13 protein-coding genes and 2 pseudogenes are annotated in these 19658 nt (G+C 48.0%); 10 read left to right on the forward strand and 5 right to left on the reverse strand.

The genetic code is table 11. From position 1 onward, the window contains the following. The 3 genes and pseudogenes from mtbC to PV02_RS04305 form a co-directional block, all read left to right on the forward strand. Window positions 1–585, forward strand: a 585-nt coding sequence (gene mtbC / locus PV02_RS04295) for a dimethylamine corrinoid protein MtbC (protein WP_256622160.1), incomplete at its 5' end; no start/stop codon positions are given. 23 nt (window positions 586–608) lie between these two features. Continuing rightward, window positions 609–2012, forward strand: a pseudogene (gene mtbB, locus PV02_RS04300) ([dimethylamine--corrinoid protein] Co-methyltransferase). Between the two features lie 150 nt (window positions 2013–2162). Next, a complete protein-coding gene (locus PV02_RS04305) occupies window positions 2163–3647 on the forward strand; it encodes an APC family permease (protein WP_256622161.1) in 1485 nt (494 codons plus the stop codon). A gap of 56 nt (window positions 3648–3703) precedes the next feature. On the opposite strand, the gene PV02_RS04310 is transcribed toward PV02_RS04305, so the two are convergent. The 3 genes from PV02_RS04310 to PV02_RS04320 form a co-directional block, all read right to left on the reverse strand. Beyond that, window positions 3704–4504 (reverse strand): helix-turn-helix transcriptional regulator, encoded by an 801-nt coding sequence (locus tag PV02_RS04310; RefSeq protein WP_256622162.1) that lies wholly within the window; start codon window positions 4502–4504, stop codon window positions 3704–3706. Between the two features lie 68 nt (window positions 4505–4572). Continuing rightward, window positions 4573–4992 (reverse strand): response regulator, encoded by a 420-nt coding sequence (locus tag PV02_RS04315; protein ID WP_256622163.1) that lies wholly within the window; start codon window positions 4990–4992, stop codon window positions 4573–4575. Window positions 4993–5039: 47 nt separating this feature from the next. Next, window positions 5040–7082: a histidine kinase dimerization/phosphoacceptor domain -containing protein gene (locus tag PV02_RS04320; RefSeq protein ID WP_256622164.1), complete on the reverse strand. Its 2043-nt coding sequence runs from the start codon at window positions 7080–7082 to the stop codon at window positions 5040–5042. 596 nt (window positions 7083–7678) lie between these two features. Between PV02_RS04320 and PV02_RS04325 the strand changes: the two genes are divergently transcribed. Both PV02_RS04325 and PV02_RS04330 read left to right on the forward strand, forming a co-directional pair. Further along, window positions 7679–9598, forward strand: a complete 1920-nt coding sequence (locus tag PV02_RS04325; protein WP_256622165.1) for a hydantoinase/oxoprolinase family protein — start codon at window positions 7679–7681, stop codon at window positions 9596–9598. A 442-nt stretch (window positions 9599–10040) separates the two neighbouring features. Continuing rightward, window positions 10041–12644, forward strand: coding sequence for a PAS domain-containing protein (locus PV02_RS04330; protein ID WP_256622166.1), 2604 nt, complete (start codon window positions 10041–10043; stop codon window positions 12642–12644). Between the two features lie 27 nt (window positions 12645–12671). On the opposite strand, the gene PV02_RS04335 is transcribed toward PV02_RS04330, so the two are convergent. After that, window positions 12672–14594: a hydantoinase/oxoprolinase family protein gene (locus tag PV02_RS04335; protein WP_256622167.1), complete on the reverse strand. Its 1923-nt coding sequence runs from the start codon at window positions 14592–14594 to the stop codon at window positions 12672–12674. Between the two features lie 663 nt (window positions 14595–15257). Between PV02_RS04335 and mttB the strand changes: the two are divergent. From mttB to PV02_RS04360, 5 genes and pseudogenes are all read left to right on the forward strand, one after another. After that, window positions 15258–16745, forward strand: a pseudogene (mttB, locus tag PV02_RS04340) ([trimethylamine--corrinoid protein] Co-methyltransferase). A gap of 13 nt (window positions 16746–16758) precedes the next feature. Then, a complete protein-coding gene (locus PV02_RS04345; protein WP_256622168.1) occupies window positions 16759–17406 on the forward strand; it encodes a cobalamin B12-binding domain-containing protein in 648 nt (215 codons plus the stop codon). Between the two features lie 363 nt (window positions 17407–17769). Continuing rightward, entirely contained in the window at window positions 17770–18816 is a 1047-nt protein-coding gene (locus PV02_RS04350) for a DMT family transporter (protein WP_256622169.1), read from the forward strand. Next, window positions 18817–19113: a hypothetical protein gene (locus PV02_RS04355; RefSeq protein ID WP_256622170.1), complete on the forward strand. Its 297-nt coding sequence runs from the start codon at window positions 18817–18819 to the stop codon at window positions 19111–19113. A gap of 13 nt (window positions 19114–19126) precedes the next feature. Beyond that, complete coding sequence (locus tag PV02_RS04360) at window positions 19127–19276, forward strand: hypothetical protein (RefSeq protein ID WP_256622171.1); 150 nt, start codon at window positions 19127–19129, stop codon at window positions 19274–19276. A gap of 164 nt (window positions 19277–19440) precedes the next feature. On the opposite strand, the gene PV02_RS04365 is transcribed toward PV02_RS04360, so the two are convergent. After that, a partial coding sequence (locus PV02_RS04365; RefSeq protein WP_256622172.1) for a hypothetical protein occupies window positions 19441–19658 on the reverse strand: 218 nt, incomplete at its 5' end.

The raw sequence follows: 19658 nt of genomic DNA on the forward strand, positions 1-19658 counted from the left end.
GCTGTTGTTGCAGCTGTACAGAGTGCAAGAAGCGAGGGTATCGAGCCTGCAGAGATCATTGAGAAAGGTCTTGCAGCCGGCATGAATGAGGTTGGCGTCATGTTCGAGAGGGGCAAGTTATTCCTGCCTCACGTAATGATGGCAGCCGGGGCAATGGAAGCTGGTGTCAGCCTGCTTGAGGCCGACATGCCAAAGGATGCTGCAAAGAAGAAACTTGGCGTTATCGTCAACGGCACTGTTGAGGGAGATGTGCACGACATCGGCAAGTCCATTGTTTCCACAATGCTCCAGTCCGCGGGCTTTGAGGTACACGACCTTGGAAGGGATGTCCCCCTGCAGGACTTCATTGACAAGATCAAGGAGACCGGCGCAGCTATGGTCGGTATGTCCGCCCTGATGACCACAACCCTGCCAGGCCAGAGGGAAGTCATCGAGATGCTCAAGGAACAGGGTCTGCGCGACAAGGTCAAGGTCATGGTTGGCGGAGCACCTGCAACCCAGAACTGGGCTGACAAGATCGGTGCCGACTGCTATGCTGAGAACGCAAGCGAAGCAGTTGCAAGAGCCAAGGAGCTCCTTCTTTAAATCTAAAGTCAAAAGGTGAAATAATGGCAACTGAACACATGTTGAGAATGGGAGACGGCAAGAGGGTCTTCCTCACAAAGGAGCAGATCCTTGCAGACCTCAAAGAGGGTATGGCAGATGCTGTGGACCTTGGAAGCATTCCTGAACTGAGCGGCAATGAACTGGACAAGCTCCTTGAGATCATCACCATGCCTGCAAGAATGGTAGGTGTCGAGCCAGGTAAGGAAGTTCCCGTAACCCACGATATCAGCACCATCAGGCTTGATGGTGACCAGGGTAACAGCGGTGTGGGTATTCCCTCAAGCAGGCTTGTCGGCTGCATGATGCACGAAAGGGCATTCGGTGCCGACTCAATGGAACTTGGTCACATTGACTACAGTTACAAGCCTGTAAAGCCGGTAGTGGCACAGGAGATGCAGGCAATGGAAGTCTGCCAGCAGAACATGATCATCCCTCTGCTCTACGGTGCCATGCCGAACATGGGTCTCTACTACACTCCCGATGGTCCTTTCGAGAACCCCGGAGACCTCATGAAGGCCTTCAAGATCACAGAAGCACAGGAATCCATGGAACACGCAGCCAAGCACCTGACCAGGGACATTGTCTGGATCATGCAGAGAATGATGTCTGCCGGTGCCGATGGTGTTAACTTCGACACAATAGGCGCTGCAGGCGACGGCGATCTCTACGCTTCCCTCCATGCTATCGAGTCACTGAGAAAGCAGTACCCCGATATCTACATCGAGGCAGGCATGGCCGGTGAGCTTGTACTTGGTCTGCACGGCGAGATGGCTTACGATGGAGTCACCCTTGCAGGACTGTGGCCACACCAGCAGGCTCCCCTTGTTGCAAAGGCAGGTGCCAACCTCTTCGGTCCTGTGGTCAACACCAACACCAGCAAGAGCTTTGCATGGAACCTGGGCCGTGCTGTCACCTTCATCAAGGCGGCTGTCAAGGCTTCCCCGATACCCTGCCATGTGAACATGGGTATGGGTGTGGGCGGTATCCCGATGCTTGAGACCCCGACAATTGATGCTGTGTCAAGAGCCAGCAAGGCGATGGTCGAGATCGCTGGCGTCGATGGTATATAGATAGGGGTCGGCGACCCGATGGGTATGCCGATCACTCACATAATGACCTCCGGTATGAGCGGTATCAGGGCAGCAGGAGACCTTGTTGCAAGGATGGAAATGGCAAAGAGCATGCGCGTCGGTGACGCAAAGAACTATGTTGCCAAGAAGCTCGGTGTCTCAACACTTGACCTGAGTGACGAGTATGTCATGAGGGACCTCAGGGAAGAGCTGGGCATCGGTGTCATAACATCAGTTGCAGGAGCTCCGAAGGGAATTGCAGCCAAGATGAACATCGAGAAACTGCTGGACCTCAAGATAAACTGCTGTGAAAAATTCAGGAAGCAATTGAGATAAACTGAGATTACCTGTCGGGCGGATGTTGTCTTAATGTGACAAAATTGAGACAGCAGTAGATTTCCTGCAAACGCAATGTAAGATAATAACCTCCAAGCAACTGTGTTTGCAGGGTCCCTCCTGAAATTTGAATAATTAAGAGTGATAGTTATGAGTTCTAAAGAAACAGGAGCAGATTCAGGAATAGACTGGGGCGGAGCACCGCAATGTGCCAAAGTGGTATGTGAACCCAGCCAGCTGGAAAGGACTATTGACTGGAAGCAGGGCCTGGCAATCGCTATAGGTGTGCCTCTGCTCATTCTGCCTTCTATCGGTTATTTTGCAAGCTATTTGTGGTCATTTGCTATTATAGTCTGGGGCCTTTCGGTATTCCAGGGATTTATGCAGAACCTCGCCTATGGAGAGCTGGCCACGACCTTCCCGAATGCTTCGGGACTACCGGGCTTTGCCCAGAACGTCTTCAAAGGCAACGGTAAGGAGAAATACGACAAGGGCAAGCTTATTGGCGGTTTCAGCGCATGGAGCTACTGGTTTGCATGGAATCCTGTACTGGCGATCTTCGCAATACTTGTAGGCAGTTACCTGCACGGGCTGATCCCTGCGCTGGGAGGCTATTCTGAGTATACTATCTCCCTGGTTGCAGGTATTGTTATATTCGGGGCGCTTATTCTTATTAACTCCAGGGGACTTTCAAGCGGTGCCACCATGGGTTACATACTGGCTTTCCTTTCACTTGCACCCCTGGCTGTCATCACGTTCTCACCCTTCGCGAGCGGGGATTTTATGCTCTCCAATATAACAGGTTCCTGGCTGCCCACAGACTGGGCATGGGATCTGCATCACATTCTCATACTTCTCGGTATCTTTGCAATGGCACAGTGGAGTGCCTGTGCCTGGGAAACCGCAGCTATATACGGTCCGGAGTACAAGAAGCCCAGCTCTGATGTCCCCAAGGCATTGTTCAGCTGTGGTATCGTCTGTCTGTTCACATTTATACTTGTCCAGGCAGCAGTGACAGGAACACTGGGAATCAGCGGTATACTTGACCAGCCTGTCTCCCCGATGCTACCTCTTGCCCAGGCCGCCATGGGTCCTATAGGCTCGTACATAGCAATTATCATGCTGGTGGCAGCAATGGTACTGATCATTCAGACGGCTTACCTTGGCTCAGCAAGGGCAATGCACTCACTTGCAACAGAAGGTAACCTCCCGAGGATCTTTGGCAGGATCAACAAGAATGGGACGCCTGTGTTCGCCATGGTGATAATAGGTCTTTTCAACCTGGCCCTGATATCCCTTGGAACACCGACGGCAATCCTCGCCGCATCTGCAATAGGTTATGTATGTGCCAACGGCATAAGCCTTTTCGCCTATGTCAAGGCAAAGAACAATCCTAGACTTGCTGCCCTTGACAGACCCTTCAAGGCACCCACAGGCTGGAAGAACGTAGCACTCATGTTCGGTCTTTTCAACCTGCCTCTGTGTCTTATAGGTATCGTTTACCTGAACAGCCTTGAGATCGGCTGGACATCCACCTGGATAGGCTTCCTGGTACTGGGCCTGTACATACCCCTGTGGTATTATTCCCAGCACGAGAACCATGTTGCGCAGGAGCCACAATCCCAGGCTGTCTGAATAGGGCCGTAAGTGGTGAGCAGTGATCTTCTGCTCACAATTTTAATATTTATAACTTATTCTTTTTTTGTTGCCGGAAGCACTACGCTTTCAGATATGCTTCTGAAATGATCGAACAGTTCCCTGCTCCATTGCAGAGCCCCGCTGTCAAAACTCATTATCATCCGGTGGTCATATTGTCCGTGGTTGTCAAAGAAACATAGGAAGAGGAAACGATCGGTTGTCACAAGTGTGGCAAGTCCGCAGGCATCTGCCAGGACCGACAGATCAGTATCAGGGAGTTGAGCAAAATTTTGCATCTCAGGCATATAATCTTTTTTCATCCTTGAATAGACGCTGTCAGTCAGGATTAGAGACACTTTTATACCTTCACCGGCAAGTTTTGAATAGAGCCTTGGGTACTCCGGATGGAAATATGCATTGAAGGCCATGATATAGCTGGACTTGCCAATGTTCTCGGTGAACTCTTTCGGGAACTCGAAAAGGTAATTACGGTCAGGCTCGATGATCAGATAATTTCCAAGTTCCCCGAACCTTTTAAGCAGAGGGGCTGGTATGCCGCTCAGGTCACGATTGAGCCAGTATGTATCGTTCTCCTCAAAGACGTCCACGGCTTTCAGGAAAGGCAGCATGTTCTCCACAAGCACTTTTCCCATATCTGTGAGTGTGTAATAATCGTTATTCTGGACAACTAGCCCGTGCTCCTTGAGCTTTTTTATCTGGGGAATAAGTGCCGTGGAAGTTACATTCAGGCTTGTTTTTATCTCATCACGGCTTTTCTCGCCCTCTATCAGGAGCAGAAGAACGTTCTTCCGTTTCTCGGAGTTGAGGATAATGTCTATCAGACTATTCTTCATATTCACCACCTGTCATTCAGTCATTTTACATCTTTCTCCGGAACAGGCCTTTAAAGGTAGCCCGAGGATCACGTATTGTCTGGAGCGTCATTCTTCTTACCTGCTCTCTTCTCCATTTTATGGCGATAGAGCGCAATCTCGATGTTTGTCCGCAGGTCGTTGGCCTTGAATGGCTTTACTATATATCCGTAGGGCTGGGTGAGCTTTGCTCTCTCCAGTACCTCATCATCAGAGTAGGCTGTAAGATAGATCACAGGAATATCGAACTTCTTGCGTATCTCTTCGATAGCCTGCACGCCATCCATCTCTCCCTTGAGCATCACGTCCATAAGGATAAGATCCGGGAAAGTGATCTCTGTCATTTTGATAGCGTCCTCTGCTGTCGAAACTATAGCAGGGACCGTGTATCCAAAACTTTTCAGTTTCTTCTTGATGTTGAGGGCAATGATGTTCTCATCTTCCACGACCAGTATTTTTATGTCTTCCACAATAACACCTTTATGAGTCTATTTTATGAATCCATTCGTTCAGTTCATCAGCTTAAAGTTATCTTGAAAAGGGTACCGTTATCATTTTCAAGCTCAATGGTACCACCTATCTGCGATATCAGGGTTGTCACCAGCTGCATCCCCAGCGAATCGCTTTCCATGAAATTCACATGCTCAGGGAAACCGGAGCCGTTATCCCTGACTATGAGTGTCAGCCTCCCGTTCTCAAGACTGAGCTTGACACATATCTCTCCCTTTTCTCCGGGCAGGAATGCATGCTTGAAAGAATTGGAGATAAGCTCGTTTACGACCATTCCCAGGGGGATGGCAGTGTCCATGTCCAGGAACACGGTCTCAACATCGGTCTTTATTTTAACGCTTTCCTTTTCTATTACATAGGAATACGATAGCTCGTTCACGAGTTTCATCAGGTAGTCTGAGAAGTCGATACTTTCCATATCCTGTGACCTGTAAAGCTCCTCGTGTACAAGGGCCATGGAGATTACGCGGTTCTGGCTTTCCTTAAAAGCCTCGATGACATTTTCATCCGTGAACTTGTCGGCTTCAAGGTCAAGCAGACTTGAAATTACCTGGAGGTTATTCTTTATCCGGTGGTGTATCTCTTTTTTGCGTATCTCCTCTATCTTTTCGCGTTCCTGTATCATCTCTGAAAGGGTCTTCCTTGTTTTCTCGATGCCTTCAGTAAGGATCCTGAAATCTCCCTCTCCATACACTGTCACCTGGCGGGAGAAATCATTGCTCTGTACTGCTGAAAGCACCTGACTGGAATCCTTGATGATCGTGTCAAGGGACTCAGCGAAATCGTCCAGAGTGTTTGCAAGCTGCCTGAACTCACCTTTGACGTTAAGGTTGGAACGTTCACTGAGCTCTCCTTCTGCCAGGGCATGGGTCAGGCGGATAGTATCACGGACCGGCGCTGTAACGGAGTCAAGGATGTCGTTGAGGCCCATTGGTATCTCCCTGAAATCCTTCTGGACATCCGTTTTAGCCCTTGAGTCCAGTTTACCTCTCACGGCATCCCTTGATATATCCTTGAAGTCACTGACAATGTTCCTTATCGGCATGGTAAAGGACATCGCTATGAGATAGGCAGCTCCTGCCATGAAGATTATGGACAGCAGGGATATTTCCAGCAGCTTGTTGCTTAGGGTTGTCACTCCTGCAAGCATCTCATCCTCAGGAACGACAAGTATGAATGAGAAATTGCCTGTCCTTATAGGCTCATAGAACATGACGACTGCCTCCCCGGTGGTCGGGTCGGTGGTCTTCACATAACCACTCTTTCCTCCCCTGATGTTGTCTGCAGCACTGGATATTTCAGGGATGTTGAAATCGTACAGGGTCTTTTTCCCTATCCATTCCTTGTTAAAAGGATGTGAGACCAGTATGCCTGTGTTACCTGTCATGAATGCATAGCCACTGTCAAATGCTTTTACATCGCTGATAGTATCATCCAGGTAGTTCAGGGATACATCCACCCCGCCGATACCTACGAATTCTTCATCTTTGATAATAGGGGACACATAGCTCACGATGAAGACCCCTTCATAATAGTAGGGCTCGGTGAGGACGTCACTTTTTGTTTTCTTTGGCAGCTGGTAATAGTCAAGCGTATCATATCCCAGCAGGGGGTTCAGGTGCACGGATCCGCTGATCTTGTTCCAGTAAGGTATGAACCTTCCTGTGGCATCATGCCCGGAAGAATTGACAAACATGGCATCCTGCCCGTCAAATGCATCTGGCTCGAAGGCAACATAGGTGCCAAGCAGATGAGGGTGATGGAGAAGCTGGCTTTGTAGCATGTTATTGGTTTCTTCGCGGCTGATGGAGTCATAACTGCTCATGCTGACAGCTATTGTTTCTGCAATGGCCTTGTTCTTCTCCATATCTCCGTTGAAGTCATTGGCATAGTTCCTGGCCATTTCTATTGCCTGTTTGTATGCGAGTTCTTCTTCCTGGGATGTTACAATGGATATGGTCATTGCAGTGCTGACCATGAGCACGAGCAGAGTGCCAACTACAATATACAGTATCAGTTTGACCTTTAAGGAGAGATCTTTCCATTCCATTTTAGTAGCTCTTCTTCTCAGATTCTTTTACAATGGACTAAATACAGCTATATCTCTCTAATGAATTATTGTCTTTATAATACACGTATAGTAAGATTATAACAGCGTTGTAATCTTACAACAGCGATGTATGCAATTTACCGGGTAATCAGGAAATGGGAGCAGGAGCTTTTTTTCAGATATATATTCCTTGTGCACAAGAAGCAAAAGTATGTATTATTTATACTTTCCTCTGTTGATCTATTGTAAACTTTAGTATAAGTTGCAAAAATAAACAATAGCAAGAGCTCTATTATAGATGCGGCTGGTGGACGTATGGAACAAAGTGCTTGTTCGACCTTCAGAAAAATATATATATCAGTGGTGCGTTGTTTAAATTGAGGTAAAAAGTAGCATTTACAATGGTATTTGGGTCTATATCCATCTAAGGCTACACATATCTCTGCAGGGATTCGCTCCACAACTCCTTTGGCCTTACAAAGGAGTTGAATTTCTGCATTAAGGTTCATGAATAACTGTCTTTTGATCTATCGTGAAGTGCATCACTATAGTGTGCACAAGCATGTGTGGATCTTTGAAGATACGGGTGATATACTATGCACTATAGTCTTGGGATAGATGCCGGCGGAACTTACACAGATGCAGTGATCATCAGGAACTCTGACAGGGAAGTTATCGATTCCAATAAGGCTCTGACAACCTATCCTGATCTGCTGAAAGGGATCGAGAATGCTATTGATGGGCTGGATGAACAATACCTGAAGGATGTGAGGCTTGTTTCGGTGTCCACCACGCTTGCCACCAATACGATCCTGGAGAAGACAGGATACCCGGTAGCGCTTATCCTGATAGGTAAGCATTCACTCCCGGGCAGCACTCCTATAAGTGAACTTGCGGTTGTCAGGGGCGGACACAATCTTAACGGCACTGAGGATGAGAGGCTTGATACCGAGGCTATAAGAGAATATGTCCTTAAGGTCAAAGACAGAGTATCGGCATTTGCGGTGTCTTCGTATTTCAGTGTAAGGAATCCTGACCATGAGTTAAGGGCTAAGGATCTGATCACCACACTGAGTGACCTGCCTGTGGTATGCGGGCACGAGCTCTCCCAGGACCTGGGGGCCTATGAAAGGGGTGTGACGGCATACCTGAATGCGCAACTGCTGCCTGTTGCACGCCACTTCATAGATGTCATCATTTCCGACATCAGAAAGAGGGGAATCGATGCGAAGCTGATGATGCTCAAATGCGACGGCTCTGTGATCAGTATAGAAGAAGCGCTGGAGAGGCCGATAGAGTCTGTTTTTTCAGGCCCTGCCGCAAGCCTCATGGGCGCATCCTTCCTATCCAGGAGCGATACCTGTGCTGTAATAGATGTCGGCGGGACCAGCACTGATGTAGCGGTCATACACAATGGTTTCCCGCAGCTTGTAGATACCGGTGCCATGGTAGGCGGCTGGCATACGAAGGTCAAGGCCATACGAATGGAGACCTCAGCAATGGGCGGTGACAGTCATGTATGGATCAGGAACCGGGCCATCAATATAGGACCCAGGCGGGTCGTGCCTTTGTGCCTGGCTGCTGTAAAGTACCCGGGCTTCAAGGAGCTATTGAAGGCCGGTCGTACTCCCTCACGATTCCAGCTGGCAGAGAACATCCAGCCTACGAAATTCTTTGTCACGACAGGAAAGCAGGTCAGGGGCCTTGGAGAATACGAAAGGGAGATCCTCTCCATAATAGGTGAGGAGCCTGTTTCCATCAATGATATCTTCTGGAAGATGGGCAAGCTGATATCTCCGGACCATATCGACTCCCTGATACAGAAAAGACTGGTGCAGGCCATTGGTTTCACTCCCACTGACGCCCTCCATGTGCTGGGAGAGTATACTGGGTGGGACGGCGAGGCCTCCCTGATAGGGGCCAGGCACCTTGCAAGGCTGACCTCCGTGGATGAATATGAGCTGTGCAGGAACATTAAAAAAGAAGTGGCGATCAATATGGCTTTGAGCCTGATGGGATACATGTTCGAAGGTGTCGAAAGACAGGCTATCGAGAAGATCCTTAGAGGCGATTATCTGTCCCAGTTCAGGGTGAATGTTCCTGTGATCCTGTTGGGCGGACCTGTGCGTGCCTATGTGGAAGAACTCGGGCGTCTGATAGATGCACAGATATTGGTTCCCGAGCATGCCGAGGTTGGCAATGCGGTGGGAGCACTGGTGGGCAAGGGAATCAAAAGGGTCGAGATACTGGTCAAGTCATTCTATGAAAAGACCCAGAGATCCATCCTGGTCTTTTCCCCGGAGGGAAGGAAACAGTTCGCAACCCATCAGGAAGCTATCGAGTACGCCACAAAGCTAGGCAACCGGCTCATACTTGACTACATGGTGGATTCAGGCATCGAGTATGATGACATCGATATAACTGTCAGGAGTGAAGACATTGCAATGGAGGAGGAAGGTGGTACTCCCATTGAGACAAGGATGGTCTTCCTGGGAGTGGGAGTTCCGAAGGCCTGAGAAGGGATATTATTTATTTTAGCATTTTTTAATCTTTATTTTATCCCTTTGTTCAGGTTTGCTGTCTATTAGAAGCATACCGGCAAATATAAATATTAGCGAATCATCATCTCATTTGTATCATCAGGGAAATCGGATCAGGTTGATCAAATGGACTCTAAATCCGTTTAGCCGGGTTAAATTCCCGGGGTTTCCGCCATTTAACTTAAGATCATTATGTGACATCACATAATGATAACACCATCTTTTAGCACTATGTTGTTCGGCCAATCCCGCTTCAGGCTTATGTGCCTGTTTGTTTGTTCTCTGTTGCCTCTCTATATAAGGATGAACTACTTCGTGCAATTGGTCCTTGCGGAAAATATATATATTGCATGTTCTGTCCGTCAATAGCAATAATCTTAAGGTCTATAAAGGTTTAACCTAAAGATGCTAAAACTATATGCCACCAAAAGAGAATATGTTCGGGAAAACCATGTCGAGTACCATAGATGTTGAAAAGAAACTGGAAGCAGTGTATAACAGTAGTCCTGTTATTTCCTTTTTATGGAAAGCAGAGGGTGAATGGCCTGTAGAATCCGTTTCTGGGAATGTTTCGCAGTTAGGCTACACTCCGGAAGATTTCATTTCAGGCAAAGTGCTCTATGGTCATCTCGTGCATCCGGATGACCTTGACAGGGTGCATCTGGAAGTCGATAAGCATTCCAAGAAGAAAAACACCTCTTTCTTTGCTCTTAATTACAGAATAGTGGCCAAGAACGGAGACGTACGCTGGGTGACAGAGAGATCATTCATAAAGCGTGACAGTGAAGGGAACATCACTCATTTTCAGGGTATTATCATCGATAATACCGAACTTGAAAGAACAGAAAGGGCCTTGATGGAGACCGGGAAAAAATACCAGACCATATTTGAGAAATCGCCGGTGGGCATACTCTATTTTGATGAGAACGGTGTCGTAACCCACTGCAACGAAAGTTGCGCAAGGGTCCTCAAGGCTCCTGTGAGCAAAATAATAGGCTTCAATGTCCTTTCAAAGCTATCCGATGAAAGCCTTAAGGAAGCAGTTGAGATGGTTTTCCTGGGCAACCAGGGTCATTATGAAGGCAGTCATCTTTCGGTGATAAGCGGAAAACAGGTCTTTGCAAAGGCAAGTTTCACTCCCATAATGTCAGATGACGGTTCTCTCCTGGGAGGCATTGGTATAATCGAAGACACAGAAGAGCGCAGGCAGGCAGAAGAGCTTATCCGCCTCAATGAAACACGCCTTGAGGCGCTCCTGGAGCTTCACCAGATGCAGGATTCCCCGATGCCCGATATTGCAGAGTTCACCATACAGAAGGCTGTGGAGCTCACAGGCAGCAAGATCGGTTACCTGGAATTCCTCAATGAAGATGAGAATGTACTGGAAACCTACCGATGGCCCTATCAGGGGAAGGACGTGCTCTCGGTGAACGAGGAGCCCTTCGTGCATCCCATACGTTTTAACGGCTTCTGGGGTGAGGCCATACGTGCACGCAAGCCTGTCATTGTCAACAGGAACTATGCTTCAGAACCCGAGGATGATTTTTCCGGCTCAAGCGAGGTCCTTACCCGCCATGTTACCATACCGATATTCGAGAGCGAGCAAATAGTTGCTCTTGTAAGCGTTGCGAACAAGGATTCCGATTATAACGAATCTGATGTCAGGCAGCTTACCCTGCTTATGGAGGGCATGTGGAAGCTCGTCCAGTATAAGAACAGCAATGACATACTGATCGAAGCCCTGAGGATGCGCAGGGTGCTTGAATCTGTCATGAGCTCAAGCCCTGCCGTTGTCTTCCTCTGGCGTCCTGAAAAGGACTGGCCTGTGGAGTTCGTATCAGATAACATCTCCCAGTTCGGTTACAAGGTAGAGGACTTCACATCAGGGAAGATCCTTTACGGTGATATCATTCATCCTTCTGACCTCGACAGGGTACGCCAGGAAGTGGACAGGGCCTCCAAAGCCGGTTTCTCCGACTTCAGCCAGGAGTACAGGGTACTGACAAGATCAGGCCAGGTAAGATGGGTGGACGAAAGAACGATGATCCATTACAATAAGAACGGCATCGCTGACTATTTGCAGGGTATCATTGTGGATATTACCGAACGTAAGCAGGCAAATAGCTTCATGCGCCTTGAATGCGATCTTGACAATGTCCTTGGCGCCACGGATAACCTGCAGGAGACCTTCGAGAGAGTGCTGGAGTTCACACTGGAGACAAAGGCGATAGATAGTGGTATGATCTATCTGGTGGATGAGAAGACAGGTGAGTTCAATCTTACCGCCTCCCGTGGCCTCTCCGAGCGCTTTTTAAAGAGCCTTTCCCATTTCTCTTCAAATACCATACTTGCCCGCCTTTTCATGACAGGCTATCCTGTTTATAAGTACTTCTCTGAGATCAATGCCATGCTTCCCGGAGAGGATCTCGGGTTTGAAGGCATGCAGGCGATGGGTTTTATCCCTGTGAAGTTCAACGACGAACTGGTTGCTGCCATCGCACTCGGGTCCCACAAGGATCTGGAGATCCCTGCAAATTCCAGGAACCTCATAGAGACCATTTCCAATCAGGTCGGTATCATTATCTCCAACATGAAAAACGACTCCGGTGTCCAGAAAAACAAGAATCATCTCCGTTCGCTGCTGGATGCCCTCGATGAACTGGTCTTCATAATGGACCTGGAGGGTAAGATACTGCACACAAACAAGACCCTGCACAGGCATCTGAGATATGAGGACAGGGACCTGTATATGAAGGATTTCCTGTTGCTCTATCCTCCGGGCTGGGAGGATGATGTGCTCTCCAACCTTGATGAGATCATGGAGAACAAGTCCTCACATTGTGAGATACCTCTTGTGAGCAAGGAAGGGACACTTGTTCCTGTCAAGACCAAGTTCACCATCGGTGACTGGGGTGGTCAGGATGTCCTGATAGCCACAGCCTCCATAGTGCAGAATCCTGGAATGGAGGAAAAGCGCGAGATAAAGATGGAAAAGGAGATCAACGACTATTCAGTCTCATGATCTCGTTTCCGGATCGGTGGTTTGCTGTCAGTTGCCATTGAGATTCCCTGTTCCCATGATCACGAGCTTTGTTTCCATGGGTGTTGTCCAGCCCTTGGGTATTATTTCATCCTTTTTGATATCTATGCATATCTGGCTTGAATCCATCCCGGCATCCTTCATGTATTCAAGTATCATTTTCTCTCCAAGGTCCACGGCATAGTCAAGTGCCTCGTGGTAATCGTAAAAGCTGCTTCTTCCCATCTCTGAGAACACCAGGAACTCCCACTCAGGAGCGGCCATTGAGGCAGGCCTGATGAGTATTTCAGCACGCCGTATTCCCTTTGCAGCCAGAGCTCCTGTGGCGTTGCCTACTTCATAGTTGGCAGGCAGTATGATCTCGGCATCGACCATCTCTCTGATATCCCGGACAAAAGCAGCTACAGGTCCTCCTATAAGCACTATGGGGACATCAAGCTTGAACTTCACCGGGGACTGTACATCGAATATTCCCCTGATCTCTTTTTTGGGTACCTTTTCAAGGAAAAAAGAGATTATGTTAGCTGCCATGTTCTTTGCGAACTCTTTTTTTATCTGATATGCAAAGTCAAAAGGTTCCATGCAGGCCAGTGATCCGAGAAGCTTTGCGCCTGTCAAGGCTGCTTCGGTGTCCCACTCTGTATATTCTCCCAGCACATGGAGGGCATCAGTGGGGGTAAAACCAATGGCCTGGATGAGCCTCTTTTTTATCAGGCTGTCAAGTGATGCGCTTGAAGGGTATCTTTTGATCCTGTCAAATATCTCTGATGTGGATGTGGGTCCCTCACTGATGGCGCTTAGTGTTTCTTCCTCCTCCTTGCTGATCTCAATGGCCCTGTACCCTGTACGCAGATAGAACTTGGTGGGCTGGTAGTTTATCCCAAGGCGGATCTTTGAGGGCATGGGATTTGTTTTCAGCTGCTCAAGGAAACCGGGGTACAGGCTGGCAGCGCGGCATAGCGGGATAACCCTTCTTGGTTCAAAGTGTATGCTCTCTCCCTTGACCCATATGTGGCTGTCACCTCCCATTGCAGAGGTTTCCATTTTTATTGCCTTGACCCTTGTCTTCCATCCTCCTACAACAGCTCCTTCATCGCTCATTTCCGGCACTCCGTCATAGATGACGGAGATATCCGTACTGGTCCCGCCCACATCGATGACTGCGCAGGTACTTCTGTTTGCCAGGAACGCAGCGCCCACAAGACTTCCTGCAGGCCCCGAGAATATTGATTCTATCGGTTTTTTCAGGGCGCTCTGGATACCTATGACAGATCCGTCGCATTTGAGCATGAAGACCTTTGCATCCATTCCCCTTGAGCGGATCTCCTTTTCCACCGTATGCATGAACCGTTCTGTCACGGGTATCAGCTGGGCATTCAGGAATGCGGTTACAGCCCTCTCAAATGCGCCAAGGTCCTGGGAAAGCTCGTGGCCACATACTACAGGCAGGCCTGTAAGTTCCACGATAGCTTCTTTGGCCGCAAGCTCATGCTCATGGTTTCTCACACTGAAAAAAGACGATACTGCAAATGCTGATACCTTGTCCTTTACAGATAATGCGAAACCCATGATGGATCCAATATCCACAGCCTCAGTTTCCGTTCCATTGAAATCATGCCCGCCTGCCACCTTTATGTAGTGTTTTGTCGGCAAATCCTTCATGACATCATAATCCCCTATAAGTACCAGGGCTACTGGAAAGCCTGTTCCCTCAAGTATACTGTTCGTAGAGAGTGTAGTGGAAACAGAAACCGTCCTGACATCCTTGAGGTAGGTTGATCCCAGTCTGTCAATGGCTTTCCTGATGCCTTCAAGGGGGTCAGGATACGTTGTCAGGGCTTTGCCGGTGCAAATGATAGTTTCATCCGAATCCCGTAGCAGGACTGCATCTGTATATGTTCCTCCTGCGTCAATACCAAGGCTGTATTTCATGTTTTGGTTCCTTCCTTGCGATATAGGTTTTTCTATCGTATGGTAGAGCAGATGCCCCGGTTGAATATATATACATTTCGCAATGTTCTTAACGGTGTTAACATAGGTAACCTGCTGCATGCCTTCTATTGTTAGTCAAAGCGCTATATTCTCTTATCTTTAGAGCAAAATCTATGCGTATAAGCTCTGATTTTCATGAAATTAAATATATTACATTAGCAAAAGCAGTCTTTTCTCTGAAAAGATAATAGCTTCTCAAGAAAACGGCCATGTCTCTATACCTGCCGTTTTCTTGTAACAGGTAAACTTTGATCCGATATGTTCTTATACAAGTTATATCTCTTCACTTATGGGAAATCTATATATATCATCTAACTCTGTTAATAACATTAAGTGATGTATCATTTTAATTGCCCCTGGTTTTGGGCGCTCTTCTAGCTGGTTGAATTATGTGGTCCGGGGGTATTCTCGTTATCTTTATATATGAAGACTTAAACCTCCTCCATAGGAAAATATATATACTACATAAAGACGCAACATTTATATACTAAAGAACAGTACCTCCTTTTTAGGAGAACAATGCTGGAAAGCATGTTGAATCCCCACCGGATATTTTGTCAATGTCCGGGAAGTTCAATATTTATATAAATTGGAGGTTAAGATATGGTAAGACAACTTTTTCCAGGTAGAAGGCCATTGGAAGGCATAAGTCTGGAGCTCTTCTCTGAGGATGATCTCAGGGCTCTTCACTACGCTACAATGGATGTTTTTATAAACACCGGTATCCAGGTCTCAGACGCTGCGGCCAGGGCTGTCTTTAAGGAAGGCGGCTGTCTGGTTGACGAAAAGACCCAGATAGTAAAGATCCCTGAATACGTAGTTAACAGGGCATTACTCGACTGCCCTTCAAAGTTCGTCCTCTGGGGACGTGACAAGAAGAACAACGTCAAACAGGAACACAAAGGAAAGGTACACTGGACCTGCTTCGGTACCGGTGTCAAGATGTGCAACTACCAGGCACCTGGCAAGTACACAACTGTTGACTCAACAGAGAAGGACCTTGCAGACACAGCAAAGATCTGTGACTGGGCAGAGAACATCAACTACTACTCACTTGCAGTTTCCGCAAGGGACTGGGCAGGTAAGGGTGCACAGGATGTCCACGAGACACTGACCCCCCTGATGAACACCACAAAGCACTTCCACCACATCGACCCAGTGGGCGAGAACGTGGAATACTATCAGCAGATCGCTGTAGCATACTACGGTGGAGACGCTGAGGAAGCACGCAAGAAACCCCTGTTCTCAACACTCGTATGCCCGACAAGCCCGCTGGAGCTCAGTGTCAACGCTTGCCAGGTCATTATGAAGGGTGCAAAGTTCGGTACACCTGTTAACGTACTCAGCATGGCTATGGCCGGCGGTTCCTCTCCGGTACACCTTGCAGGTACCCTCGTCACACACAATGCAGAGGTACTCGCAGGTATCGTGCTCGCCCAGCTGGTTCAGCCAGGCGCACCGGTATGGTACGGAAGCTCAACAACAACCTTCGACCTGAAGAAGGGCACTGCACCGGTCGGTTCACCTGAACTCGGTCTTATCAGTGCGGCTGTTGCAAAGCTCGGTCAGTACTATGGCCTCCCCACCTTCGTGGCCGGTTCGTAGTCTGATGCCAAGATACCTGATGGCCAGGCTGGCCATGAGAAGACGATGACCACGCTTCTCCCCGCTTTCTCAGGTGCTAACACCCTGTACGGTGCAGGTATGCTTGAACTTGGTATGACATTCTCACTCGAGCAGCTTGTCTTTGATAACGACATGATCTCCATGACAAAGAAAGCAATGGAAGGAATCCCTGTAAATGAAGAGACTCTGGCAGTTGAAGCGATCGAACAGGTAGGTATCGGGAAGAACTTCCTTGCACACAAGACCACAAGAAAGAACATAGACCTGCCATCCAGCCCGAAGCTCATTGACAGAATGATGTACGGCGACTGGGAAATGGCTGGCGCAAAGGACATTGCAACAGTGGCTCACGAGAAGGTCGTTGACATCATGAAGAACCACGAAGTTGCACCAATAGACGCTGACCTGCTCAAGGACATGAAGGCCATCGTTGACAAGGCTGACAAGGCATTCAGGGGCGCATAAGGAGGTTACAATTATGGCAACAAAAGAACAGATTATCGCAAAAGCAAAAGCAGCAATTTTAGATTTTGACGAAGACGCTGCAGCAGAAGCAGCTGAGGAATCCCTGGCTGCCGGAATAAACCCTGCAGAGGTTATCCAGGATGGTTACACTGCGGCAATGAACGAGATAGGTGAACAGTTCGAGGCAGGCACACTCTTCCTTCCTCATGTCATCGCAGCATCCGAAGCAATGAACGCCGGAGTGGCAGTACTTACTCCTGCGCTCGAGAAACTTGGCGGAGAGACCAAGAGCAAAGCCAAGGTCGTAATAGGCACCATTGAAGGCGACATCCACTCCATCGGAAAGGATATCGTTGCAACCATGCTCAAGATCGAAGGTTACCAGATATTTGACCTTGGCAGGGATGTACCCATAAAGACCTTTGTAGAGAAGGCAAAGCAGGTCGGAGCCCAGGTAGTTGCTTCATCCGCACTGATGACAACAACCATGGTCAACCAGATCCAGATCGAAGAACAGCTCAAGGAAGCAGGCGTCCGTGGCTCACTGAAGACAATGGTCGGCGGCGCACCTGTTACCCTGGACTGGGCAAAGAAGATCGGTGCTGACATCTACGGCGAGAATGCAACAGACGTAGTAAACAAACTCAACGCAATATTCTGATCGCACAAGTGGTCAGTTAGCAGGGATGCGGACTTTGTCTGCATCCTCTGCCTCCATTGCGCACATTGTGAATGTCTTCCCTTGTGAAGAAGGTGCTTTGGGTCCTTCCCTTTAACATTTATTTGCACCTCAATAAGATGATCCACCATGGACAGGTTACTATCATGTATGAGGCTGCAGAATATCCGGCTAATTTCATTATTATGGCAGTAATGCCTGCATCCGGGATTCCGGATAGGTGTCATTGCATTAAATTCCGTGATGTTTCATCTTTTGTATCCCCATTGGCGGGTTCATTCCCGTATATTACAGATATAATATAACGAATCCGGAAAGGTTGGAAATAATGTAGGAGGTAGTAGTATGGATTTGCAATCATTAAAAAAGCAAGAACACCAGAGAAGGATCAGAAAGGGTTTTATGTGGGCTCTCTTCTGTGCCATTCTCTGGGGTCTTTGGTACATACCCGGTACCGTTGTCTGGGTACTTAATCCTTTTGATGAGATGTATGGTGAAATAGCCGCAACTAATGGTGATGCTATTTCGCTGGTAATAACTGCTGTTCTGATAACTGCTTTTAACGCACTTACAGTTATCCTGGCCCTTATGGTATGGAACGGAGCTCTGGGCAAGTTCGGAGAAATGAAGAGAACCCTCAAGGAATTCAAGCCATGCTCCAAGTGGTTCTTCATGGCTTCTATTTTCGGTGGCCCTATGGCTATTCTGGGTTCCTTCATTGCCATGGGTTTTGTCGGAGGTGCTTTTGCGGCTGTTGCAGCACTGGCGTATCCTGTTGTTGGTTCTATCCTTGCGTCACAATGGTATGGCGAAAAGATATCCAAACGCGCCTTTATGGGCATAGGGTTCATCATCCTCGGAGGTATAACAATCTTTGGTGGTGGCCTGCTAACTGAGCTTGGAACAGGCAACGTTGCGTGGATAGGTTATATTGGTGGCCTGATGGCTGCTGTCGGCTGGGGCATTGAGGGTGCAATCGCAGGCAAAGGGCTTGATATTGCAGAGCCGGACGTTGGACTTACTCTCAGGTTCCTTGGCGAAAACATTATATGGTGGATCATTGCGGTCCCACTCCTTGCGATCGCCGGTTTCCCAATGATAAAGTACGCACTGCTAGTATTTGAGCCGCTCACACTGCTTGTGCTGGTCTTTGCAGGAATTACCTTCGGTTTCTGTTATGTGACGTGGTACAAGTCTTTCCCTCTTATTGGCGTGGGCAGGGGACAGGGCATAGGTAACCTCTACGGTCTTTTCGCAGTGGTGTTCATTGCTCTCTTCTTCGGGGACATTCCTTCATGGACGATCCTTGTAGGAGGCGCTCTCTGTCTCATCGGAAGCTCGGTCATGTTCTCTGAGGACACCGGTCAGATGGAATCATTGAGAGGTGAGTAAATGACAGGAAACCGTCCGATAAAATTCAGGATACTTGAGCTCTGTAACAAGAATGGAGGAGCCTGGAACTATGAGATCGTCAGGCAGATACAGAAAGAGTACAACCTCAAGGGAGATTTCCAGAGGGACTCGATCAATTTCGATCTGATAGAACTGGCTTCAGGCGGACTGCTCAAGGATGTAGATGCCAAGGTCGATGAAGAGGGAATTTACAAGAAAGGTTTCCTCCTGCACAAGTATGTGATCACCGACTTCGGGAAAACCAGGGCCGCAGATGCCTGTCTGATGTATGTGTAAGGAGGGACCCGAAATGGTACAAACACAAGCTGCAATGGAAGCTTACAATGCTTACTGGGTTAATTCTCCTGTGCCTGCTGCAGAAGTAATGTGGATGGTAGTCATCCTCATTATTGCAATACTCGCACTATGGCAGGCAAGGACCTTTGTTTCCCAGTTCTGATGGAACAGATGTAGAATAAGTGAGTAGATAGATAGTCAAATACAGTAAACATCTGCCGGTAGTGACCAATACTACCGGCAAATGTTCTGTAGTTCAATTTATTGCTCCATTTGTTAGAGATCAGGTTTATGCAAGTATAAGGGATAAATATTTATAGTACATATTTAGGCCGGTTTAGAGTAAGGTTTATATACCACTCTCAAACGGTACATATAAATATTTGCCATGGCTTGCCTTAACTGCTGATCCATTACACGAATGGAGTATAATACAAAATCATAAAACACACGAGGTGTATGAGAATGAGCAAAGAAGAAACGTTCAAGAAGCTTTCTGATGCGATCGTTTCCTGCAAGAAGGACGCTGTTGTTGCAGCTGTACA

The sequence above is a fragment of the Methanolobus chelungpuianus genome (assembly GCF_024500045.1).
In the GTDB taxonomy this organism is placed as follows: domain Archaea; phylum Halobacteriota; class Methanosarcinia; order Methanosarcinales; family Methanosarcinaceae; genus Methanolobus; species Methanolobus chelungpuianus.

Excerpts from the sequence above, each read along its gene's own strand:
- PV02_RS04305 (WP_256622161.1), top strand. The coding sequence starts at position 2,163 with ATGAGTTCTAAAGAAACAGGAGCAGATTCAGGAATAGACTGGGGCGGA.
- PV02_RS04310 (WP_256622162.1), bottom strand. The coding sequence starts at position 4,504 with ATGAAGAATAGTCTGATAGACATTATCCTCAACTCCGAGAAACGGAAG.
- PV02_RS04320 (WP_256622164.1), bottom strand. The coding sequence starts at position 7,082 with ATGGAATGGAAAGATCTCTCCTTAAAGGTCAAACTGATACTGTATATT.
- PV02_RS04325 (WP_256622165.1), top strand. The coding sequence starts at position 7,679 with ATGCACTATAGTCTTGGGATAGATGCCGGCGGAACTTACACAGATGCA.
- PV02_RS04330 (WP_256622166.1), top strand. The coding sequence starts at position 10,041 with ATGCCACCAAAAGAGAATATGTTCGGGAAAACCATGTCGAGTACCATA.
- PV02_RS04335 (WP_256622167.1), bottom strand. The coding sequence starts at position 14,594 with ATGAAATACAGCCTTGGTATTGACGCAGGAGGAACATATACAGATGCA.
- PV02_RS04345 (WP_256622168.1), top strand. The coding sequence starts at position 16,759 with ATGGCAACAAAAGAACAGATTATCGCAAAAGCAAAAGCAGCAATTTTA.
- PV02_RS04350 (WP_256622169.1), top strand. The coding sequence starts at position 17,770 with ATGGATTTGCAATCATTAAAAAAGCAAGAACACCAGAGAAGGATCAGA.
- PV02_RS04355 (WP_256622170.1), top strand. The coding sequence starts at position 18,817 with ATGACAGGAAACCGTCCGATAAAATTCAGGATACTTGAGCTCTGTAAC.
- PV02_RS04360 (WP_256622171.1), top strand. The coding sequence starts at position 19,127 with ATGGTACAAACACAAGCTGCAATGGAAGCTTACAATGCTTACTGGGTT.